The sequence below is a fragment of the Limnobacter sp. genome, from assembly GCF_036405155.1.
GTDB lineage: Bacteria > Pseudomonadota > Gammaproteobacteria > Burkholderiales > Burkholderiaceae_B > Limnobacter.
In genome coordinates this window covers 251,114-272,543 of the sequence record NZ_DASWYD010000007.1, presented here as the reverse complement: position 1 = coordinate 272,543, position 21,430 = coordinate 251,114, and the positions used below count along the sequence as shown (strand labels likewise).

Annotated in this window: 19 protein-coding genes; 8 read left to right on the top strand and 11 right to left on the bottom strand. The window is 58.0% G+C overall.

Annotation, left to right across the window (positions count from 1 at the left end; genetic code table 11):
- The first annotated feature begins 28 nt into the window (after positions 1–28).
- The 3 genes from VGE55_RS11905 to VGE55_RS11895 are packed head-to-tail and all read left to right on the top strand — an operon-like array spanning position 29 to position 5,582.
- Positions 29–1,429, top strand: coding sequence for a TolC family protein (locus tag VGE55_RS11905; protein WP_331131900.1), 1,401 nt, complete (start codon positions 29–31; stop codon positions 1,427–1,429).
- Positions 1,426–2,493 (top strand): efflux RND transporter periplasmic adaptor subunit, encoded by a 1,068-nt coding sequence (locus tag VGE55_RS11900; RefSeq protein WP_331131899.1) that lies wholly within the window; start codon positions 1,426–1,428, stop codon positions 2,491–2,493. The genes VGE55_RS11905 and VGE55_RS11900 overlap by 4 nt, the downstream gene beginning before the upstream one ends.
- A gap of 5 nt (positions 2,494–2,498) precedes the next feature.
- Positions 2,499–5,582, top strand: a complete 3,084-nt coding sequence (locus VGE55_RS11895) for an efflux RND transporter permease subunit (protein ID WP_331131898.1) — start codon at positions 2,499–2,501, stop codon at positions 5,580–5,582.
- A 25-nt stretch (positions 5,583–5,607) separates the two neighbouring features.
- Here VGE55_RS11895 and VGE55_RS11890 read toward each other — a convergent pair whose 3' ends face one another.
- Positions 5,608–5,922 carry a hypothetical protein gene (locus tag VGE55_RS11890; RefSeq protein ID WP_331131897.1) on the bottom strand — a complete coding sequence of 105 codons (315 nt, stop codon included), beginning with the start codon at positions 5,920–5,922 and terminating at the stop codon, positions 5,608–5,610.
- On the opposite strand from VGE55_RS11890, the gene VGE55_RS11885 reads away from it, so the two are divergent.
- From VGE55_RS11885 to VGE55_RS11875, 3 genes are all read left to right on the top strand, one after another.
- The gene (locus VGE55_RS11885; RefSeq protein WP_331131896.1) at positions 5,921–6,661 is read left to right on the top strand and encodes a pseudouridine synthase; all 741 of its coding nucleotides are present in this window, start codon (positions 5,921–5,923) and stop codon (positions 6,659–6,661) included. The two genes, VGE55_RS11890 and VGE55_RS11885, sit on opposite strands and share 2 nt — an antisense overlap.
- A gap of 97 nt (positions 6,662–6,758) precedes the next feature.
- Positions 6,759–8,168, top strand: coding sequence for a hypothetical protein (locus VGE55_RS11880; protein ID WP_331131895.1), 1,410 nt, complete (start codon positions 6,759–6,761; stop codon positions 8,166–8,168).
- Between the two features lie 12 nt (positions 8,169–8,180).
- Positions 8,181–10,586 carry a putative bifunctional diguanylate cyclase/phosphodiesterase gene (locus VGE55_RS11875; protein WP_331131894.1) on the top strand — a complete coding sequence of 802 codons (2,406 nt, stop codon included), beginning with the start codon at positions 8,181–8,183 and terminating at the stop codon, positions 10,584–10,586.
- 33 nt (positions 10,587–10,619) lie between these two features.
- Here the strand turns inward: VGE55_RS11875 and VGE55_RS11870 are convergent, their stop codons facing one another.
- The 3 genes from VGE55_RS11870 to VGE55_RS11860 form a co-directional block, all read right to left on the bottom strand.
- The gene (locus VGE55_RS11870; RefSeq protein ID WP_331131893.1) at positions 10,620–10,970 is read right to left on the bottom strand and encodes a 6-carboxytetrahydropterin synthase; all 351 of its coding nucleotides are present in this window, start codon (positions 10,968–10,970) and stop codon (positions 10,620–10,622) included.
- A complete protein-coding gene (gene queE, locus VGE55_RS11865; protein ID WP_331131892.1) occupies positions 10,967–11,617 on the bottom strand; it encodes a 7-carboxy-7-deazaguanine synthase in 651 nt (216 codons plus the stop codon). The genes VGE55_RS11870 and queE overlap by 4 nt, the downstream gene beginning before the upstream one ends.
- Before the next feature lie 765 nt (positions 11,618–12,382).
- Positions 12,383–13,786 carry a phosphomannomutase/phosphoglucomutase gene (locus VGE55_RS11860; protein WP_331131891.1) on the bottom strand — a complete coding sequence of 468 codons (1,404 nt, stop codon included), beginning with the start codon at positions 13,784–13,786 and terminating at the stop codon, positions 12,383–12,385.
- Positions 13,787–13,889: 103 nt separating this feature from the next.
- Here VGE55_RS11860 and VGE55_RS11855 point away from each other — a divergent pair, with 103 nt between their 5' ends.
- Positions 13,890–14,723 (top strand): symmetrical bis(5'-nucleosyl)-tetraphosphatase, encoded by an 834-nt coding sequence (locus VGE55_RS11855; RefSeq protein ID WP_331131890.1) that lies wholly within the window; start codon positions 13,890–13,892, stop codon positions 14,721–14,723.
- Here the strand turns inward: VGE55_RS11855 and VGE55_RS11850 are convergent.
- The 6 genes from VGE55_RS11850 to VGE55_RS11825 are packed head-to-tail and all read right to left on the bottom strand — an operon-like array spanning position 14,681 to position 19,338.
- Positions 14,681–15,487 (bottom strand): lysophospholipid acyltransferase family protein, encoded by an 807-nt coding sequence (locus VGE55_RS11850; RefSeq protein ID WP_331131889.1) that lies wholly within the window; start codon positions 15,485–15,487, stop codon positions 14,681–14,683. The genes VGE55_RS11855 and VGE55_RS11850 overlap by 43 nt on opposite strands.
- A gap of 1 nt (position 15,488) precedes the next feature.
- Positions 15,489–16,805 (bottom strand): dihydroorotase, encoded by a 1,317-nt coding sequence (locus tag VGE55_RS11845; protein ID WP_331131888.1) that lies wholly within the window; start codon positions 16,803–16,805, stop codon positions 15,489–15,491.
- A gap of 52 nt (positions 16,806–16,857) precedes the next feature.
- Positions 16,858–17,832 (bottom strand): aspartate carbamoyltransferase catalytic subunit, encoded by a 975-nt coding sequence (locus tag VGE55_RS11840; protein ID WP_331131887.1) that lies wholly within the window; start codon positions 17,830–17,832, stop codon positions 16,858–16,860.
- Entirely contained in the window at positions 17,833–18,333 is a 501-nt protein-coding gene (pyrR, locus tag VGE55_RS11835) for a bifunctional pyr operon transcriptional regulator/uracil phosphoribosyltransferase PyrR (protein WP_331131886.1), read from the bottom strand.
- Complete coding sequence (gene ruvX, locus VGE55_RS11830) at positions 18,330–18,752, bottom strand: Holliday junction resolvase RuvX (protein WP_331131885.1); 423 nt, start codon at positions 18,750–18,752, stop codon at positions 18,330–18,332. The genes pyrR and ruvX overlap by 4 nt, the downstream gene beginning before the upstream one ends.
- A 1-nt stretch (position 18,753) precedes the next feature.
- Positions 18,754–19,338, bottom strand: a complete 585-nt coding sequence (locus VGE55_RS11825) for a YqgE/AlgH family protein (protein ID WP_331131884.1) — start codon at positions 19,336–19,338, stop codon at positions 18,754–18,756.
- A gap of 101 nt (positions 19,339–19,439) precedes the next feature.
- Between VGE55_RS11825 and VGE55_RS11820 the strand changes: the two genes are divergently transcribed.
- On the top strand, positions 19,440–20,984 hold the full coding sequence (locus VGE55_RS11820; RefSeq protein ID WP_331131883.1) for a deoxyribodipyrimidine photo-lyase: 1,545 nt from the start codon (positions 19,440–19,442) through the stop codon (positions 20,982–20,984).
- 3 nt (positions 20,985–20,987) lie between these two features.
- On the opposite strand, the gene VGE55_RS15035 is transcribed toward VGE55_RS11820, so the two are convergent.
- Entirely contained in the window at positions 20,988–21,302 is a 315-nt protein-coding gene (locus VGE55_RS15035) for a lysozyme inhibitor LprI family protein (RefSeq protein ID WP_414675019.1), read from the bottom strand.
- Between the last annotated feature and the right edge of the window lie 128 nt (positions 21,303–21,430).

The following is a 21,430-nucleotide window of genomic DNA, read 5'->3' as shown; positions in this document are numbered from 1 at the left end:
AGACAGACGTCTAGTCATTATTACAGTGTTGAGTTTACTCACACAAACCTCGTTGGCGACCGCGCAAACTGCTCAACCCAATGCGATAGACCCCACCTTGCAACGCTATGTCAGCGAAGCCCTCTTGAACAACCCGGGGCTGGTGTCCGCAAACCTGGATGTGGAAGCCGAGCGCCAGCGTCTGGAAAATTTGCGGGCACGTTACTACCCCAGCCTCAGTCTTCAAGCGCGGGCCAGCGTGTCGGAGGGAGGGCGCACGATTGACTTCCCGGCTGGTGATTTGCTGAACCCGGTGTATCAGGCATTGAACGCACAGTTGGTGATGAATGGTCAGCCACCGCGTTTCCCAACCGTGCAAAACCAATCCATTCCCCTGCTGCGCCCCACCGAACAGGACACCCGTTTGCAATTGCGCGGCCCGATTTATGAGCCTGTACTCAATGGACAGGTGAAAGCACAAACCGAAGTCTTGAATGCACAACAGGCAGCGCAACTACAAGTGAAAGAAGAACTGGTGCGCGACCTTCAAGTGAGCTATTGGCAGTTGGCACAAGCGCATGCTCGCATTGAGGTGCTACGCAAAAGCCTGGCCACGCTGGAAGAAAACCGGCGGGTCAACCAGCAACTCTACAAGGCCGGGGAAACCACACTGGATGCGCCCCGCAGGGCCGAGGCCGAGGTGCTCGACGTGCAAGTCCAATTGAAAGACGCCGAGAAGCAAGCGCGGCTGGCGCGGGAATATTTCAACCTGCTGCGCTTTGCACCAGCCGCCAGCGCAGTGGACATGGCACCGCAAGAAGACAACGATGCCGCCATTGAACAACTGACCGAGGTACTTCAACCCCGCGAGGCTGGCAATGCGGCGGCCCCGGCGCTCACGCGGCTGGAGCGCAGCCTCGCTGCGCAGCAAGCGGCGATGGAAGCCGCACGCGCCACCTACAAACCAACGCTGGGTTATCAGATTGAAGGTGGGTACCAAGGGCGTGATTACCAAACCGGCCCCAACACCGGTTTTGCCACAGCCTCGGTGGTGTTGAGCTGGACACTGGCCGATGGTGGCGTGCGAAGCAGTGAGGTGGCGCGTGCCAAAGCGCAGGCGGATGCACTGCAAGTACGGGCAGCGCAAGTCAGCCGCCAACTGCAATTGGCCAAAACACAAGCAACCGAGAACCTGCTGGTGTCGCTGGACTCGATTGCTGCACGCATGGCCCAACGCAAAGCGGCCGATGAAAGCCTTCGAATTGTCAGCAAAAAACGCGACGCCGGTGAGGCCACGCAGATTGAATTTTTAAGCAGTGAACAAGCCGCCACGCGGGCACGCCTGGGCTTGATTGCAGCCGTTCACCAAGCCCGAATCGACCATGCCATCTGGCAGTACAACAACCGCGACATCCCCGATTACGCATTGCCTCAAGGAGTTCAACCATGAACCGCTCCGCTCCCCTGTCATTGATTGCCACTGCATTGGTTGCCAGCCTGTTGCTGTCAGCCTGTGGGCCCGCCAAGCCAGAGGCCGAGGCTGCCACCGCCAACGCAGCGCGGGTGGTGAAGGTTCAAACGGTGAGCCTGGGCCCCGGCCAGGCGGCCATTGAGGTTGCCGGCGTGGGCGCGTTTCGCGATGAGACCAAACTCAGCTTCAAGGTGGGCGGCGTGATTGAGCAAATCACCGTGCGCGAGGGCGACAGCGTCAAGCCCGGGCAAAAACTCGCTTGGCTGAATCAGCAGGAAGTGAATGCTGCCGTCAGCCAGGCCGCTGCCGGTTTGGACAAAGCCCAGCGAGACCTCAAGCGGGGCGAGCAACTGCGCAGCGAGGAAGTGATTTCGTCGGTTCAACTGGACAACCTCAAAACAGCCTTGCAAGTGGCACAAGCCCAGGCAAGCCAAGCCAGCTTTGCACGACAAACGGCAGAAGTTTCTGCCCGCGCACCCGGCGTGGTGCTGAAGCGGTTTGCACAAGTGGGCGAAGTGGTTGCCCCCGGCCAACCGGTGTTGTTGCTGGGCAGCCGGGCCAGTGGGTTTGTCATGAAGGCCAGCCTGTCCGACAAACAGGCCATCCACGTCCAGGTGGGGCAAGCCGCCACGGCGCAGTTTGATGCAGTGCCCGGCGTTCAATGGCCCGCCAAGGTGATTGAACTGGCCCAGGCGGCCGACCCCGCCACCGGCACCTATGGCGTGCAAGTGCTCATCGACACGCAGGCCAACCCTGCACTCAATGTGCTGTCGGGCATGCAGGGGCAGTTGCGCATCCAACCGGCGGATAACACCGAGCAACGCAGCTATGTCCCGCTGGAAGCCGTGATCGAGGGTGACAACAAGGCAGCCTGGCTGTTCACTGTAGAGGCCAACAACAGCGTGAAACGCCGCGCGGTGAAGGTGGCTTTTGTGCAGGGCAATCGCCTGGCCTTGGCTGAACCATTGCCGGAAGGCACCCGGGTGGTGAGCGTGGGCGCGGCCTACCTGCAAGACGGCGAAACCGTCCAGATCGCGGAGTAAGCGCCATGAAACTGTCGGACTTTTCCATCAAGAATTACCAGTTCACGCTGGTGATTTTTTTCCTGCTGACGGCCATTGGCTTGACCGCTTTTAAAGACATACCCCGCACTGAAGACCCCTACTTTGACATCAGCGCATTCCGGATCAATGTGGTGTACCCAGGGGCCGACCCCATCGAAATGGAACAGCAGGTGGCCAAACCCATTGAGGATGCGCTGCGGGGCCTGGATGATTTGAAAGAGATGTTTTCGACCTCGCGCAACAGCGGTGGGGTGGTGTTTGTTCGCTTCAAGGCGGAAGTGGATGTTGACAAAAAGTTTGATGAAGTGAACCGGGAAATCGCCCAGATTCGTCCCAAGCTGCCAGCGGGTGTTCGCTCCCTGGAAATCAAGCGGATCAACCCGGGCTTCACCAACATTGTGCAATACGCCTTGGTATCCAACTCCGCCAGTTATGCCGAGCTGGCCGACTATGCGGAGGATTTGTCCGAAGCACTGGAACGGATTGACGCCGTTCGGGAGAGCGAGACCTGGTCCTACCCCAAACAACAGGTGCGCGTCACCCTGAACTTCAAAAAACTGGCTGAACTGAAAATACAAGCGGCCGATGTGGCGCGCGTGATTCAAGGCGAGTCGCTCAACATTCCCGGCGGGCCGGTTGAAGAAGGCGGGCGTCGACTGAATGTGCAAACCTCGGGCCAATACCGCACGGTGGAGGAAATCCGCAACACCGTGATTTTTGGCACGGGCACCGGTGGCGCCTTGGGTGGTCGTTTGGTGCGAGTGGGCGATGTGGCCGATGTGCAATGGGACTATGAAAACCAGGACGTGATGGCGCGCTACAACGGTGAACGCGCTGTGTTTGTGACCGCCAACCAGAAAAAAGCCCGCAATATTTTCGTGACGCAAAAAGCCCTGGATGAGGTGGTCAACGACTTCGCCAAAACCCTGCCACCCAACATTCAATTGCAGCACGGCTTTGAACAATACAAAAACGTGGAGAAGCGTTTAAACCGTTTGAACTTTGACTTTGGGCTGGCGGTATTGCTGGTGCTGCTCACCCTGTTGCCCCTGGGTTTGCGGGCGGCCGGTATCGTCATGATCTCGGTGCCACTGTCGCTGCTCACCGGTTTGGCCTGCTTGTACTTCGCTGGTTTTTCGCTCAACCAGTTGAGCATTGCCGGTTTGGTGGTTGCCTTGGGCTTGCTGGTGGATGATTCGATTGTGGTGATTGAAAACATTGCGCGATATTTGCGCATGGGCCACAGCCGCGTGAATGCCGCCCGGTTTGCCACCCAGCAAATTTCGCTGGCCGTGCTTGGCTGTACAGCCACCTTGCTGTTTGCGTTTTTGCCACTGCTGATGTTGCCCGACAATGCCGGAAAGTTTGTCCGCTCACTGCCGGTGGCCGTGGTATTCACCGTGATGGCCTCGCTGTTTGTGGCACTCACCATCATTCCGTTTTTGGCCAGCCGCCTGCTGAAGAAAGAAGACGATGAGCACGGCAACTGGCTGCTGCGCAAACTCAACAGTGGCATTGAACGGGTGTACACCCCGCTGTTGCACCGCGCACTTCAAACCCCCAAAACCGTGGTGGCTGGATCGCTGGTGCTGTTTGCAGCCAGCTTGGCGCTGGTGCCGCTCATGGGTTTCTCGCTCTTCCCCAAAGCCAATACGCCGCAATTCGTGATTGAGGTCAGCCTGCCAGCGGGCTCCAGCCTCACGGCCACCGACGCGGTGATTCGGCAGATTGAAACCGAGCTGAAAGCCTTCCCGGAAGTGGTGGATGTGATGAGCACCGTGGGCGAAGGTAACCCGCAAATTTATTACAACGTCTTCCAACAGGACAAACAGTCCAATGTGGGCGAGCTGTTTGTGCAACTCAAGGAATACAACGCCAAAACCCCCAAGTTGTTTGACGCCCTGCGGGCACGTTTCAAAACCATCCCCGGTGCCAACATCGTGGTGCGTGAGTTTGAAAATGGCCCGCCCATCGACGCACCAGTGGGTATTCGGCTGACAGGACCCGACCTGGACACACTGCGCGACTATGCCGCACAGATTGAACAGGTGCTGACCGAACACCCGGGCACCCAAAACATCGACAACCCGCAACGCACCGGGCGCAGCGACCTTCGCCTCAAAGTGAATTTCGACAAGGCTGGTTTGCTGGGTGTGAATTCGGTGGACCTGGACCAGGCCGTGCGCCTGGCCATTGCCGGCGCACCTGCTGGTGAAATTCGCCAAAGCGATGGCGACGCCTACACCATCAGTGTGCGCGGGCCTGCTGAACGCCAAACCTCACTGAAGGCACTGGATGACTTCAACATCATCTCCCGAACCGGGCAAGCCATTCCACTGAACCAGCTCACCACCCTGGAACTGGACAGCAACCTGAACAGCATCTACCGCTACAACCGCGAACGGGCGGTGTTACTGACGGCGTACACCAAGACAGGCTACAACACGGAAAAAGTCACCAACGAGATTTCGAACAAACTCGACAAGCTGGACTGGAAACGCGGCTACAAATACCAGTTGGCTGGCGAAGCGAAAAGCCGCAAAGAAAGCTTTGCCGGGTTTGGTTCGGCCATCCTCATCACCGTGTTTGGCATTCTCGCGATTCTGGTGCTGGAGTTTGGCAGCTTCCGCAGCACCTTGATTGTGCTGTTCGTGATCCCCCTGGGGGTCACCGGTGGCATGGTCACCCTATTCCTGAGTGGCAACTCCCTGTCCTTCACGGCCATGCTGGGCTTTATCGCACTCATCGGGATTGAAATCAAAAACTCCATTCTGCTGGTGGACTTCACCAACCAGTTGCGCGAACAGGGCAAGTCGCTGGACGATGCCATTGAAGAAGCCGGGCGCATTCGCTTCCTGCCGATTTTACTGACCAGTGCCACCGCTGTGGGTGGCCTGTTGCCGCTCGCGCTGCAAGGCAGCGGGCTGTATGCACCCATGGCCTGGGTCATCATCGGCGGGCTGATTTCGTCCACCCTGATTGGTCGTTTGGTGACACCGGTGCTGTACAAGCTGCTGCCGCCTGAACTGAAGCGTGAGGACTGGAAGGAAGACTCGCAACCCGGTTGATGCAATGTGGTACCCTGCGGGCTCGTTACCCAGTCATTGGGAAGGCACTGATTTTCATGAACAAAAAACCCGCAGGCCGCGCAGGCTCCAGCTCCTCTTCACGCACCGGTACCGCTGGACGGGGTGGTCCACCCAAACGCCCCAGCACCCGCGACAAAGCCACCACGGGCTTTGCAGCGCCCGGGGGCAAACCTGTTGGCAGGTCGACCGGCAAACCGGTCGGCAGCAAGCCCTCCCCTGCCGGAGCACCACGCACAGGCCCGAAGCCGATGTCCAAAGCCACCGGTGATGCGCCACGCCCACGCCGCAGCCGCGTAACCGGCACCAGCACACTGGACATGATGGACCCCTTTGAACCCCAGCGCCTCAGCAAGGTGATGGCCGCCAAGGGCGTTTGCTCACGCCGCGAAGCCGACTTTCTGATTGAAAACGGCTGGGTGCGGGTCAATGGTCAGGTGGTGAAAGAGCTGGGCACCAAGGTGTTGCCCACCGTCAAGATTGACTTGGATGCCCGCGCCAAAAACGTGCTGGGCAAGCAGGTCACCATTTTGTACCACAAGCCCATTGGCGTGGTGTCTGGCCAACCGGAGGGCAAATACAAGGCCGCCATGGAATGCATTGGCGCCGACAACCAATGGGACCGCAAAACCTCCACCCCCTTCCAGCCCGGCATGCTCAAGGGGCTGGCACCGGCCGGGCGCCTGGACATCGACTCGACCGGCCTGCTGGTGTTGACACAAGACGGCCGAATCGCCAAACAACTGATCGACGCCAATTCCACCGTGGACAAGGAGTACCTGGTGCGGGTGGAAGGCGAACTGAGCGACCGGGGCCTGGCCATGCTGCGCCATGGCATCAGCCTGGATGGCCATGAACTGAAACCCGCCAGCGTGAGTTGGCAAAACGAAAACCAGTTGCGCTTCGTGTTGGTGGAAGGTCGCAAACGCCAAATCCGCCGCATGTGTGAAATTGTCGGTCTCAAAGTGGTGGGCCTGAAGCGGGTCCGCATTGGCCGGGTCATGCTGGGCGAACTGCCAGTGGGCCAGTGGCGCCTGCTCAGCCCGGAAGAACGCTTCTAAGGGCCAAAAAACAGCGTCTGTTCACCCAATTGGGCCGGGGGCTGACGGGTTAACCTTGTGCATCAATATCGAACAACTGCGCACAAGGTCCAACGCCATGCTGGCAACATCTTCCATCAACACGGGTTCACAACCCGCCGTGTCTCCACGGCCAGCGACCCCAGACCGCGCAACAGGGGCCAACCCCACCTCCATCGACGGTATTCGTGCCCATGCCGACTGGTTGGCCTTGGCCGCCAATGGCGCCTGTCTGGCCTTTGCACTGGCGTTGGGTGTGGCCTATCACAATGTATATCAAGCGGTGGTGTGGGGCTTTCCGCTGTTTCTGGTGGCTGCCCTGCTGACACGTGTTCAGGCTGGCCAACCCCTAACCATGCACCTGAACGCTGCCCTGCTGGTGGGCCAGGCTGCACTGCATGTTCACCTGGGCCGGGGGTTGATTGAATACCACTTCAGCTTTTTCATGTTGTTGCCCATCATGCTGGCCTACCGGGACGTACGCCCGCTGGTCACCATGGGCACAGGCATTCTGATCCACCACATTCTGTTTGACTGGCTACAGCGGGCCGGCTTTGACTGCTACGTATTCCGCGGCCCTTTTGCAGGTTGGTCTGCCATCTCCCTGCATGCCTTTTACGTGCTGGTGGAAGTCGGCCTGTTGAGCGTGATCGCCCGCACCTTGCGTGAACATGCCCTGGCGGCCGAAGAAAGCGCCCAACTGCTGGCACACCTCAACACCGATCAAGGTGTGAATTTGCGCGCCCGGGCCCAAGCCAATGAACTGGGCGAACTATCGGCTGTCGGCCGCATGTTCAATGACTATGCCAACCACATGAGCTTTGTGATTGCAGCATTCAAGATGCTGAGAACCGATGTGCGCGAATTGGCCGACATTGCCCGGGAACTGGGCAATGGCAACCAGATGCACCTGGAAGACAGCCAACAGGCATCCCGACAACTCAATGCGTTTGTTCAGCAACTCAGTCAACAAACCCGCTTGGCACAATCCACCGCTGAACTGTCCAAAAAAGTCACCAACGACTGTTTTGACCTGGTCAATGACCTGAACCAATCGTTTGAACAACTGCAGCGCATGGGTGCACAAGCCTTTGAATGCCGGCAACAACTGACACAACTGCTGCGGCAGGCCGATGAGGACAGCACTGGCAATACGCCCGTTTCGCCCGAATCGCTGCATGTGCTTCGCGCCGGGTTGGACAGTGTGAATGAACGCACCCAGGGGTTCCTGGTGAGCATGGAGCTGCTCAAGAGTGGTCTGAGTGCGATTGAAAACCAAGCGGTGTCTGTGGACCGTGCCACCCACCAGTGGGTTGAAAACGGGCATCACAACCAGCGCCAGGGCTGGGAAGTGCTGGGCTCTCTGGAGCAGGTTCAAACCCGGGCAGAGCGCGTATTCACGACATTGAACAACACCATCGAGACCATTTTGCGTGCAGATGACCTGATGCGCGAAATGGAGCGTCGACTGGCCAAGTTCAGCGTGTGAGGAGCGCACGCCATGAGCCTGTCAAAACTGCTGGATGACCCACTGATTGCCGAACTTCTGGACAGCAAGTCCAGAATCGCCAGCGTGGTCGCCCACGTGGATCACGAACTCAGTTTGATTGCGGCCAGCAAACACTTTCGCCGTGAGGTCGGCTTCAAGTCGGGCAGCGACTTGATTGCCGCGCGTTACGGCATGCCGATTTACCGGGCCTTGTCCGATGCACTTCGACTTCAGCAGGGCTGGATGGGCCATGTCTGGCTGGACGGAGAGTGGCGCCTGGTGCGCATGTGGGCCCATGGCCGGTTTGGCATTGTGGAGGAAGAACCTGCCGCCAGCAGCCATGCGTCGCCTGGCCTGCTGAAAGCAGAGCCCGACAAAGTACAGCAGGCCGCACCCACCACCGTGGTGCTTCAAATGAGCGAGACGGGCATATTGCGCTCGGTGAGTGAACCCACTGGTGAGTTTTTCAATCAGGACAGCGACCAGTTTCGAGGGCTGGATGCCAGCAACCTGGTGTTCCGCAGCGATGTCGGTCAATTCAAGCGGCTCATCGACCAGGTGAAATTCAAGACCGCCAGTGCGCGGGGTTCATTTCGACTGCGCAACGCAAACAACGAGGTGGTGTTTTTTGACTGGACTGCAGTGGGCAACGGCAGCGATGTATTGCTCATCGGCGAATCGAGCCATCATCACCTGGAAACAGCGCTGATTCAGAGCGAGGAACGCATCAACAGCATTCTGGAATCCATGAATGATGCATTCTTTGCCATCGACTTGAACGGTTATATTTCCTACCTGAATGCCAAGGGTGCAGAACTGCTGGGGAAGTCGCCCCAATTGCTGTTGGGGCGCCCCCTGTGGGACCGAGCGCCCCACCTCAAAAACACCCCTTTGTTTCAAACCGTGAACCAGGCCAAGGGCAATCTGCAACCGGAAACTTTCCAGTGGCAAGACCCCGCCAACGAGGTGTGGTATCAGGTCAAGGCTTACCCAAGCGCCGAGTTGATATCCATTTTCTTCACGGACATCAGCTCCATCAAACGCACCGAAAACGACATGCGGCACCAAGCCACGCACGACTCGCTCACGGGGCTTCCCAACAGGCTGCTCTTGGCCCAGTCGCTGGACGAGTTGCTGAGCAACAAACAGATTTCGAACCTGAAACTGGGTTTGCTGTTTATTGATCTGGATGGGTTCAAGGCGGTCAACGACACACTGGGGCATGACAAGGGCGACGAATTGTTGATCGCCGTATCCCGGCGCTTGCGCGCTGTGGTCCGGAATTCCGACATTGTGGCGCGCCTGTCGGGTGACGAATTTGTGATCACCCTGCCCTACATTCCTGACCCGGAATCTGCATTCAACGTGGGCCGCAAAGTGGTGGATGCGGTGAGCAAACGGCCTTTTGAATTGGCCGACAAATCCATCTACGTGGGTGCCTCAGTGGGTGTGGCGCTGTATCCGGATGACGCCACCGATGCCGAAGGCTTGCTCAAACACGCCGACATTGCCATGTACCAGGCCAAACAGGCCGGAAAAAACACCGTGCGCATGTTCCACAGCAACATGAGCGAAGTGCTGCAAACCAAAGTCAACCTGGAAAACCAGTTGCACGATGCCATTGTGAACGACCGCATGGAAGTTCACTTCCAGCCCCGCTTCAGCCCCCAGGGCCGCATTTGCTCCGTAGAGGCCTTGGCCCGCATGCGCAATGAACAAGGGGAGCTGGTTCCACCGGTTGAATTCATTCCGATTGCCGAGGAAACAGGTCTGATTGTGCCCATGGGTGAACAGATTTTGCGGAAGGCCTGCCAGTGGGTGAGCCAACTGAATCAGCAACTCGGTCACCCGGTGGGGCTGTCGGTGAATGTGTCCGGCATTCAATTGCTGGATGGAAAATTGTGCAACACGGTGGCCGATGTACTCAGCGAAACTGGGTTGTCGCCCGCTTTGCTGGAGATCGAGCTGACTGAAACCGTGTTGATGCAAAACCACGCGGCGGTTCAAGACGATTTGATGCGCCTGCATGCACTGGGCATCAACTTGTCCATCGATGATTTTGGCACCGGCTATTCCTCTTTGGCGATGCTGCACAAAATGCCGGTCCAGACCATCAAGCTGGACCGCTCATTCGTCAATGAGTTGCCCAACAAACCCGACAGCGTCATCATCTCGCGCACTGTGTTGGCCATGGCCAAGGCGCTTGGCCTGGGCGTGGTGGCCGAAGGGGTTGAAACCGACGATCAACGGGATTTCCTGGTTGAGTCGGGCGTTGCAGAACTGCAAGGTTTTGGCTTGGCCAAGCCCATGAATGCGCAAGAGGCCCGGCAATTTGTGCTGGCCCAAGAGTTGCCGGAAACAGCCCTGCGCTGGGTCAACAAACCGCTACAGAACGCGCACAAGGCTGACCAACACTGAGGTTGAACTGACTGGATGGCCGCGCATGACCGATCATGCCTTGCCCTCAGCCAAGGCATCCTGCAGATCGTATTCCACCCCAAACCCGATGGACCCGCGGAACACGCGCACCTTCACCAACGGGCCTTCAGGGCGCAATTGGTTCCAGATCCAGCGCGCAATATTCTCAGACGTTGGCAGTTCGATGAATGCATTCAGGTAGGAATGATCCAGTTGCTTGCGCACGGCCTCCACTTGATCGGTCAGCAGGCTTTCAGGCACCACATAACCGTCCGTGGCGGGGCCTTCAAACCAAACCTCCGCCGTGTAGCTGTGGCCATGCAAACCGGGCCAGTCGGGCAACTGGTGCGCCACATCGAAGGTGAACTGTTTGAATACTTTCATGGCATTCCAATCACTTTGTGGGTTTGAACACTCAAACGCCAACGGGGGTTTTGAAGGCACACGGCGATGGCTTTTTGCAAATTGGCCGCTTTTTTAGCAGGGTTGGCATCGTCCATGGCCTGCACAAAAAAATGCTGGAAATTCAGAGTCGATAAAGCATCGAGGTTTTGACCCAACTGCGGCACCACCACCTTCAACTCTTGGCCCTGTGTTTGCACCAACTCACTGCCAAACTTGGGGCTGACACAAATCCAGTCCACCCCAGCCGGCACGGGCAGCGTGCCATTGGTTTCAATGGCCACTTCAAAACCCTCGGCATGCAACGCATCCACCAGGGCTGTGTCCAGTTGCAAGGCAGGCTCGCCGCCGGTGAATACCACATAGGGCTTTTGACCGCTGCGAGCGCCCACATAAGCGTTGGAAATGGCTTGGGCCAAACTGTGCGCTGTCTTGAATTTTCCACCACCAGTGCCGTCGGTACCGACAAAATCGGTGTCGCAAAACTGGCAAACGGCCGTGGCCCGGTCTTCTTCACGGCCACTCCACAAATTGCAACCCGCAAAACGGCAAAACACGGCCGCCCGCCCGGCCTGTGCACCCTCGCCCTGCAAGGTAAAAAACAACTCTTTGACGGAATAGGTGGCCACGATGTGGGGGCAGGAAGTAAAACGGGAACAGGCGCCATGCTATCCGAAACCAGCACGACGCGGCAAAAACAGGGCAAAAAAAATGCCCGGTATGGTTAACCGGGCAAACCTCAGAAGCAAAGGAGGAGGGATGTGAGCCCTTAGTTTGCAACCACCCTCCCCGGCTTTCAACTAGATTTTTCGAGGCTTTCCTCGAAACTCCAGAGTTACATCCACTTTTAAAAACTAGAGAAAACACTCGATTTGGAAGCACTCAAGACGGGGCTTTGCTTTCGGCCCGATTGAATGCGCAAGTACTCAGATTGAGCGCTTGGGCGGGGGTTTTGAATGGCGCTTGTTGGGAAAAACAAACAAGTTACTTTTGGGTCACTTCGTTGGTTTGAACCAGGGTTAGATTGACCTTTGCCGAGAGTAAGAATGCGGCACTGCGCTCTACCTCGCCCTTGGCGACGGTCCATTGGTATTTCCCTCGCTGCAGGGGAGGTGAACCGCGCATGCCGCAGTGACGGTGCCACTAAATTGCACCGAGTCGTTTTGCCTCCAGCAATGCCGGTGAGCCCGGAGCCGTACAGTCAGCCCCCCGATCGGCTTGACCCGCACAGCATTCGAACACACGGACCGAGATGTTTGAGCCACGCAGTGGCGAGTTATCGGGACGGTTCGAAGGCGCGGGGCAACCTTTACATTCGGGGGGCGTTCGGCACGGGCTACCGATGTTGCTGGGGGGTTACAAAGGCACGGGCTGCCGGAGTTGCCGGGAGGCAATCAAAACGGCAATACAACCCCCGGTGCGACCGCCAAAATCGCGGCCTTGAATTCACCCTGAATACGCGCCAGCGCCTCCGGATTATCGGCCTCAAACCGCATGACCACCACCGGTGTTGTATTGGAAGGCCGGGCCAAACCAAAACCATCGGCATACTCAGCGCGAACGCCATCAATCGTCACCACCCGCTCAGCGCTTGGAAACTGGCCCTTGGCCTGCAATTCTGTAACCAGTTTGAAGTTGTCACCTTCGGCTGTTTTCAATTGCAACTCAGGGGTGCTGCTGGAGTTGGGCAGGTCATTCAGCACGGCACTGGGGTTGGCACTGCGCGACAAAATTTCCAGCAAGCGCACACCCGCATACAGGCCATCGTCAAAACCAAACCAGCGTTCTTTGAAAAACACATGCCCACTCATTTCGCCCGCCAGGGGCGCGCCGGTTTCTTTCAACTTGGCCTTGATGAGCGAGTGCCCCGTGCGCCACATCAACGGCTCACCACCAGCCGCCTTCACCGCGTTGGCCACGTGGCGTGTGCATTTCACGTCGTAAATCACCATGGCACCGGGGTTGCGGGCAATCACATCGCGGGCAAACAAAATCAGTTGGCGGTCGGGGTAAATAATTTCACCGTCTTTGGTCACCACTCCCAAGCGGTCGCCATCGCCATCAAAGGCCAAACCAATTTCGGCATCGCCTGCTTTCACGCAGGCAATCAAGTCCTGCAAATTTTCGGGGTGCGCCGGGTCTGGGTGGTGGTTGGGGAAATTGCCATCCACTTCACAAAACAGCTCTGTCACCTCGCAGCCCAAGGCTTCGTACAATGTTTTGGCAAATGCACCGGCCACGCCGTTGCCGCAATCCACTGCAATTTTCATGGGGCGGGCCAGCTTGATGTGGCCCAGAATGTTCTTCAAATAGTCTGGCCACACATTGAGTTCACGGTAGCCACCGCGAACCGAACCAGCCACCAAACCCCGCACAGGCTTCTCGGTTTGAATCCACTGCAACAGGCCTTGAATGGTGTCACCGTACAAGGTTTCCCCAGCCACCATCATCTTCAAGCCGTTGTATTGGGGTGGGTTGTGGCTACCGGTGACTTGAACACCCGTGCCATTGCCCAACAAAAATGTGGCGAAGTACACCAAGGGCGTGGCCACCATGCCCACATCCACCACGCTCACGCCAGCGTCGCGAAAGCCATCGGCCAGGGCTGCGCACAGGCGTGGGCCGGAAAGGCGTCCATCTCGACCCACCACGGCCTCGTTTTTGCCACGGCTCAGTGCCAATTGGCCCAATGCACGCCCAACGGCGTAACAGGCCTCTTCGGTCAGGGTGTCGTCCACAATGCCGCGGATGTCATAGGCTTTAAAAATGGATGCTGCAATGGGGGCAGAAGAAGTCATGGTCGGTACTCGCGGAAATGGCAACGTAGCCTGGGTAATAGCGGGGATAAGAATGGTTCACCCGTGCATAATAACGCTTTGATGTTTCGCATTCCCTGCAGTTATGGCCAACTATGTCATCGGCGACGTGCAAGGCTGTTTTGATTCGCTTCAAGCCTTGCTGCACGCCTGCTCGTTCAACCCCGCACACGACACGCTGTGGTTCGCTGGCGACCTGGTTAACCGCGGCCCCAAATCACTGGCCACCCTGCGCTTTGTCAAAGGCCTGGGCACCCAAGCCCACACTGTGCTGGGCAACCACGACCTCCACCTGCTGGCATTGTGGGCTGGCCATGGCCGACAGCACAGCAGCGACACCATCGCCGAGGTGGTTAACGCGCCCGATGCAGGCGAGTTGTTGAACTGGCTGCGCCAACAACCGCTGGCGCTGCCATTGCCCGCCCCAACACCGACACTGCTGGTGCATGCAGGTATTTTGCCGCAATGGAGTTTTGAACAAGCCTTGGCCTTGTCGATGGAAGTTCAACAGGCCTTGTCTGCGGATGACTGGACCGATTTCATGGCGGTGCTGTACGGCAACAAACCCAAACGTTGGGACAACGCCTTGACCGGCCATGACCGCTTGCGCCTGGTGGTCAATGTGTGCACCCGCATGCGCATGCTCGACGTGGATGGGTCGGTCGACTTCAAGTTCAAACTGGAGCCGGCCGATGCACCACCCAACCTGAAAGCCTGGTTTGACATACCCCGGCAACACAATGCCCAAGGCCGCATTGTGTTTGGGCATTGGTCCACACTGCCCGGCATTGAAAACACCGTGGGCTACTGCCTGGACACCGGCTGCGTATGGGGCGGCAAACTCACCGCCCTGCGTCTGGAAGACAATGCCCTGTTTCAGGTGGACGCGGTTGAGCCGCCCGTGCCCACCATACCCTGACCCTGACTCTGGCCCTGACGTTGACCCTGAATACACGCCGCTGCAATCACCTCGCGTGCCTTGTCGCTTAACACGTGGCGGGTTTGCCCTTCGGTTGCCAACGGTGCATGAAAGGTGAGACTGCACACAAAGCCCGCCGGGGCCTTGGCCAACACCCACAGGTTTTGCACCAGGGTTTGCTCCCCAATAAACGCGGGCTCGGGGGTAAATCGACCATCGGGCGTGAAGTACTGCAGCGTAACCGGCAACAGCGGCACACCGGCCTGAATGGCGGGTTGAACAAAATTGCTGTGAAAGGGCAGAGGCTCATCGCCTGAGCCTGTGGTGCCTTCCGGAAACACCGCCACGGTGCGTCCAACCTGCAACACCTTGACCGCCGCAGCAATCACATCGCGCACCGCATGGCGCTTGCCCCGTTCAATAAACAGGGTGCCACTGCGTGCGGCCAACGTGCCGGCAATCGGCCAATCGGAAATTTCGCTTTTGGCAATAAACGTGAGTGGGGCCACGGCATTGAACGCAAAAATGTCGATCCAGCTCACGTGGTTGCTGTAAATCAGCATGGGACCATGGTGCCGATAGTCCGACTCCGCCTGCTCAAAGCGGGGCTGTACTTTTACGCGCAGTATGCACATCAAGCGGGCGGCAAACCAATGCTCCACACGGGCTTTTCGGGCTTCGGACAGCACAGGCCACACGGTCATGACCAGCACAAAACCCAAGAGCATGTGCGCAAACAGGCGCAATAAACGTAGTACGGCCATGTCAGTCTGCCGTCACCTTGTTGCGGGCTTTGTCGAGCGTGCTGTACACCAGGTTGCCATTCACCATGGTGGCCACCACCTTGCCCTGCATGGGGAAGCCATTGAACGGCGTGTGTTTGCCTTGGCTAATCAGCGTTTGGCTGCCCACCACCCAGTCATGGTCGGGGTTGAACACGCACAGGTCGGCTGGCATGCCGGTGCGCAAGCTGCCCGCTTGCACCTTGATGACGCTGGCCGGGCCACTGCACAACAACTCCACCACACGGTGCATGGGCACCTGTTGCTCACGCATCCACTTGATGGTGAGTGTCAACAAAAGCTCGAGCCCAGTCGCACCCGCTTCACTTTCCGCAAACGGCAACAATTTGGCGTCATCGTCCACCGGCGTGTGGTCCGAGCAAATCGCGTCAATCGTGCCGTCCAGCAAACCTTCGCGAATGGCATCGCGGTCGCGTTGTTCGCGCAGGGGCGGAATCAGGTGGGCATGCGGGTCAAAAAAGCCGATGTCCATGTCGGTGAGGTGCACATGGTGAATGGCCACATCGCAGGTCACGGGCAAGCCTTCGGCTTTGGCTTGGCGAATCAGGTCCACCCCTTTGGCCGAGCTGACCCGGCACACGTGCAAGGCCACACCGGTGTTGCGCATCAATTCAAAATAGGTTTGCAGGGCAATGGTTTCGCTCATGACGGGAATGCCACTCAAGCCCATGCGCGCGGCATACGCACCGGCATGGGCCACACCACCTCGGCTCAGGTTGGGTTCATTCGGGCGCAAAAACACGGTGCAATTGAAGTTGCGGGCATAGCGCATGGCTTGCGCCATCACGCGCAAGTCCATGATGGGTTCCTCAGCCTGAGAAAACCCCACACAACCGGCCTCGGTCAGCTCCGCCATTTCAGTCAGTGTTTCACCTTTCAGGCCCGTGGTGAGTGCACCCAGCGGGTACACCTTGGCGAGGTTCAATTGGCGGGCTTTGAACTTCAGCATTTCCACCAGGCCCGGTTCATCCAGCACCGGCTCGGTGTCGGGCGGGCACACCAGGGATGTCACACCACCGGCCATGGCCGCTTCCATTTCGCTTTCCAGCGTGGCCCGGTATTCATAGCCCGGTTCGCGCAGCCGGGCGGACAAATCCACCAAGCCCGGAAATACCCACAAGCCAGTGGCATCAATCACGCGGCTGGGCGCAAAGTCACTGGGCAATTGGTTTTTGGGCGCCACTGCCACCACCCGCCCTGCCGCCACGGCCACGTCCATCGGGCCATCGGCTTCGATGCTCGGGTCAATCACTCGTCCACCGGAAATCAGTACACGCATGGTTTCGGTTCAATCCTTGTTGGTTTAGCAGGTTTTACAGCGGGTCAAATCATCAAGCAGCAGCGCCCTTGCTGGACGCCAAGATACTCATCACAGCCATGCGCACGGCAATGCCAAAAGTGACCTGGTTCAAAATCACACTCTGAGGTCCATCGGCCACTGCGGAGTCAATTTCAACGCCGCGGTTCATGGGGCCTGGGTGCATCACAATCGCATCGGGCTTGGCCGCTTTCAGCTTGTCTTCCGTCAGGCCAAAGTGTTTGAAGTATTCCTGTGCAGAGGGAATAAATGCCCCACTCATGCGCTCCTTCTGCAAGCGCAGCATGATGATCACATCCACATCCTTGATGCCTTCGCGCAGGTCGTTGTACACCCGCACGCCCATGTTTTCGAGGTTTTGTGGCACCAGGGTGCGCGGGCCCACTGCACGAACCTCAGGGCAACCCAGGGTGGTCAGCGCGTGAATGTCTGAACGCGCCACGCGGCTGTGCACAATGTCGCCCACAATGGCCACGCGCAGCTTGGTGAAATCTTTCTTGAAGTGCCGGATGGTGTACATGTCCAGCAGCGCTTGCGTGGGGTGTGCATGGCGACCGTCCCCGGCGTTAATGACATGAATACTGCCGCCACTGGTGCGGTTCAGGTGCTGGGCCAAAAAGGTGGGCGCACCACTTTCGGAATGGCGCATCACAAACATGTCGGCCGACATGGCCGACAGGTTGTCGATGGTGTCAATCAAGGACTCGCCTTTGGCGGTGGACGACGAACCAATGTTGAGGTTGACCACATCGGCCGACAACCGCTTGGCCGCAATTTCAAAGGTGGTGCGTGTGCGGGTCGAGTTTTCGAAAAATACGTTGAACACCGACTTGCCGCGCAACAGCGGCACCGACTTGATTTCCCGGTCGGTCACCGACAAAAACGATTCTGCTGTGTCCAGAATGCGGTGAATCATCGCCTTGGGCAAGCCCTCGATGCTCAGCAGGTGAATCAGCTCTCCGGCTGCGTTCAGTTGGGGGTTGTGCAATTAATTCACCTCCAGATCCAGGTGAAAGGCACCCGACTCATCGCGGGTGAGAACAAAACTTTCATGGGGTTTTAAGGGAATGTGCATGCCCACGTATTGGGCGTCGATGGGCAGTTGGCGGCCACCACGGTCCAGCAGCACAGCCAGTTCAATTTTGGCGGGGCGTCCGTAGTCGAACAAATGGTTCACAATGGCCCGGGTGGTGCGGCCGGTGTACAGCACATCGTCCACCAACAAAATGTTGCGGCCGTCCACGTCGAACGGCACTTCAGCAGGCTTGGGGTCGGCTTTCAGGCCACGCTCGGAAAAATCATCCCGATAAAAAGCGCTGTCCAAAAAACCGCAGGGCAAGGTGAAGCCCAAATCGGCATGCAGGCGTTCGGCAATCCAGGCGCCGCCACTGTGCACACCAATCAGGCCAAGCTCGCTTCGGTCAGGGAAGGCCTTGGCCACCTGGTCGCGCAGGCGGGCATACAGGCTCTCGGGGTTGGGCAGGTTCATCGACCCTCCAGAAAATATTGGTCCAGAATGAGGCAGGCACTGCCCACATCCACCCGTCCTTTAAACTCGCGGGCCTTGGCGCCACCCATGCAGCTTTCGATAATCACGCTGGTGTAGCGCTCATCGACTGTGGCACACGGCAGGCCAAAGCGCCCCTCAAGCTGGCGGGCAAACCGTTCGCAGCGGGCGGTCATGTCATTGTCCTGTCCGTCGTCGTGGCGGGGCACGCCCACCACCAGGCCTTCGGGTTGCCATTCACGGATCAAGGCTTCAATTTTTTTAAACCGGGTGGCTTCGTCTTCTGCCTCCACCAGGCCCACACCCGTGGTGGTTTTGGTGAGGGTATTGCCAAATGCCACGCCGATCCGCTTCAGGCCAAAGTCAAATGCCAGCAGGAGCGTGGGCTTGGAGGTGTGCATGCTAGGCGTGCCCCGCAGAACCCGACAGCAGCGTCGGGTCGATGCCCAGCAGGCCGTATGCGCTGGCAAACCGCTCTTCCAGCGGCATGTTGAACAAAATGTCCTGGTTGGCGGGCACAGTGAGCCAGGCGTTTTGAGCCAGTTCTTCTTCCAGTTGGCCTTCGCTCCACCCGGCATAACCCAGCGTGATAAACCATTGGTCGGGCGCATGGCCGCGGGCCACAGCCTCAAGAATGTCTTTGGAGGTGGTCAGGCGAATGTCGTCCGTTACTTTCAGGGAAGACTTCCAGTTGCGCTGGCCGGTGTGCAACACAAAGCCGCGTTCGCCGGCCACAGGGCCGCCAAACATCACCGGAAACTGCTCAGGCAAGGTGGCTTCCACCTCAAGGTCCACCTTTTCCAGCAGGCTGCGAATGCTAAGGTCGGTGGCCCGGTTGATCACCAAGCCCATGGCCCCTTTGCTGGAGTGTTCACACAAATACACCACCGACCCTGCAAAACTGGGGTCGAGCATGTTGGGCATGGCCACCAGAAACTGGCCGCTCAGGCTGAATTCATCGGGCGTGGTATTTTGGGCTGAAGTCATGCCAAAATTGTAATGCCTTTTGCAGGGCATCAACGGGCGCAGGCCTCCTGTTCGCCCCATTCCCATGCAAGGGCTTGCCCTCAACCACTACGCAGCACCCCATGACCGCCGTCGCACCCCCAACATCCGTTCTGGCCAACCACCCCCTGTCCACCCAGCCACGCCCTTCCAACGTGCCCATTGGCCTGATGTGGTTTCGACGCGACCTGCGGGTGGACGACAATGCCGCGCTGTTTTATGCCCTGAAGCACAGCGACACACTGCATTGTGTGTTTGTGTTTGACAAAACCATTCTGGATGCGCTGCCCAACCCGCAGGACCGGCGGGTGGAATTTATTTGGCACAGCATTGCTGCCCTTAAACAGCGCCTGCAAGCAGCGGGTGGCGACCTGCATGTGCTGCACGACCATGCCGCCACCGCCATACCCACCCTGGCCCGTGAACTGGGTGCCCAAGCCGTGTTTACCAACAAAGACTACGAACCCGCCGCACGCCAGCGGGACAGCGCCGTGCAGGCTGACCTGGCGAAACAGGGCTGCGCCTTTTATGCGTTCAAAGACCAATGCATTTTTGAAGAAGACGAGGTGTTGACCCAAGCGGGCAAATTTTTCACGGTGTTTACGCCCTACAAAAACGCCTGCCTGAAAAAGCTGGACCCATTCCACCTCACGGCCTACCCCAGTGCGCAACGGCTAAGCTCGGGCCGCCTGGCAAAACACGCCACAGCCCTTCCGCTGCCATCCCTACAGGCCATGGGCTTTCAAACCACCAACATTCTGGAATTGGTGAAGCCCGGCGAAGACGGCGCGCTGGATGCATTCGATGACTTTCGAAACCGCATGGACCGCTATAAAACGCAAAGGGATTTTCCTTGGGTCAAAGGCGTGAGTTATTTGTCGGTGCACATGCGTTTTGGCACCATTTCCATCCGGCGATGTGCACGGGCTGCGCATGAACAGTTTGTGGTGACCGGCAGCGAAGGCGCCATGGGCTGGTTGAATGAGCTCATTTGGCGCGACTTCTATTTTCAAATCATCTTCCACCGACCCGACGCGGCCGAGAAAGCCTTCAAAGCGGAATACGACCTCATTCAGTGGGACACCGATGACAAGGCCAAGCGCCTATTCAAGGCCTGGTGCGAGGGCAAAACCGGCTACCCACTGGTGGACGCGGCGCAGCGGCAACTCAACCAAACTGGCTACCAACACAACCGCCTGCGCATGGTCACCGCCAGCTTTTTGACCAAAGACTTGGGCATCGACTGGCGCTGGGGTGAGCGCTATTTTGCCGAACACCTGAACGACTTTGATTTGTCCGCCAACAACGGCGGGTGGCAGTGGGCCGCCAGCAGCGGCTGCGATGCACAGCCCTACTTCCGGATTTTCAACCCGGTGAGCCAGTCGGAAAAATTTGATGCTGAGGGCAAGTTCATTCGCAAATACTGCCCGGAACTGGCCAAGCTGCCCAACAAATTCATCCACGAGCCGTCGGCATGCCCACCGCTGGAGTTGCAGGCAGCGGGCGTGGTGTTGGGTGAGACTTACCCTCGCCCCGTGGTGGAACACGACCTGGCCCGCAAAAAAACATTGGAGCGGTATGCGGTGGTGAAAAAATCCGCAACTGCGGACGATGGAGAAGCTGCCTAAGCCTTAGGGCTTTGTGCAGGGCCTGCCAGCGCGGGCCTTCGTGTGAAGATACTTGTCTTGCGTTGCTTGGGCTCTACACATAAGGTCCGCAGTCGGCCCCATGCTGCCTTCGCCAAATTCTTGAAGGGCTTGCGCTTTGCAATGCGCATCGCGTTGTTTCCGCCATTTGGACAGCCCATTTTTGATGGCTTTTTGACAGTGCACGGAGGCGTTTTCGGGGTTGGCCTCGAGGGCGTCCAACTTCTGTTCGGCTTCAAGCAAATCACGCCAGGCGCAGAAATACATGCTTTGCTGAGTAGCGTCACAATTTGAAAGCATGTCACTGATCGCCTCCGCAGGTAGACCACTGCGTTCAGAAAGCTGGGACACCCAAGCATCCGTCTGGTTTGAATCTGCAAACACTGGGCTTGTGCAAACCATGGTGCAGATCACAACGAATTGGGTAA

What these genes read in the sequence shown, in the direction of transcription:
- VGE55_RS11900 (WP_331131899.1), top strand. Translation starts at nt 1,426, where the DNA reads ATGAACCGCTCCGCTCCCCTGTCATTGATTGCCACTGCATTGGTTGCC.
- VGE55_RS11895 (WP_331131898.1), top strand. Translation starts at nt 2,499, where the DNA reads ATGAAACTGTCGGACTTTTCCATCAAGAATTACCAGTTCACGCTGGTG.
- VGE55_RS11885 (WP_331131896.1), top strand. Translation starts at nt 5,921, where the DNA reads ATGATGGACCCCTTTGAACCCCAGCGCCTCAGCAAGGTGATGGCCGCC.
- VGE55_RS11890 (WP_331131897.1), bottom strand. Translation starts at nt 5,922, where the DNA reads ATGTCCAGTGTGCTGGTGCCGGTTACGCGGCTGCGGCGTGGGCGTGGC.
- VGE55_RS11880 (WP_331131895.1), top strand. Translation starts at nt 6,759, where the DNA reads ATGCTGGCAACATCTTCCATCAACACGGGTTCACAACCCGCCGTGTCT.
- VGE55_RS11875 (WP_331131894.1), top strand. Translation starts at nt 8,181, where the DNA reads ATGAGCCTGTCAAAACTGCTGGATGACCCACTGATTGCCGAACTTCTG.
- VGE55_RS11870 (WP_331131893.1), bottom strand. Translation starts at nt 10,970, where the DNA reads ATGAAAGTATTCAAACAGTTCACCTTCGATGTGGCGCACCAGTTGCCC.
- VGE55_RS11860 (WP_331131891.1), bottom strand. Translation starts at nt 13,786, where the DNA reads ATGACTTCTTCTGCCCCCATTGCAGCATCCATTTTTAAAGCCTATGAC.
- VGE55_RS11855 (WP_331131890.1), top strand. Translation starts at nt 13,890, where the DNA reads ATGGCCAACTATGTCATCGGCGACGTGCAAGGCTGTTTTGATTCGCTT.
- VGE55_RS11850 (WP_331131889.1), bottom strand. Translation starts at nt 15,487, where the DNA reads ATGGCCGTACTACGTTTATTGCGCCTGTTTGCGCACATGCTCTTGGGT.
- VGE55_RS11845 (WP_331131888.1), bottom strand. Translation starts at nt 16,805, where the DNA reads ATGCGTGTACTGATTTCCGGTGGACGAGTGATTGACCCGAGCATCGAA.
- pyrR (WP_331131886.1), bottom strand. Translation starts at nt 18,333, where the DNA reads ATGAACCTGCCCAACCCCGAGAGCCTGTATGCCCGCCTGCGCGACCAG.
- ruvX (WP_331131885.1), bottom strand. Translation starts at nt 18,752, where the DNA reads ATGCACACCTCCAAGCCCACGCTCCTGCTGGCATTTGACTTTGGCCTG.
- VGE55_RS11825 (WP_331131884.1), bottom strand. Translation starts at nt 19,338, where the DNA reads ATGACTTCAGCCCAAAATACCACGCCCGATGAATTCAGCCTGAGCGGC.
- VGE55_RS11820 (WP_331131883.1), top strand. Translation starts at nt 19,440, where the DNA reads ATGACCGCCGTCGCACCCCCAACATCCGTTCTGGCCAACCACCCCCTG.
- VGE55_RS15035 (WP_414675019.1), bottom strand. Translation starts at nt 21,302, where the DNA reads ATGCTTTCAAATTGTGACGCTACTCAGCAAAGCATGTATTTCTGCGCC.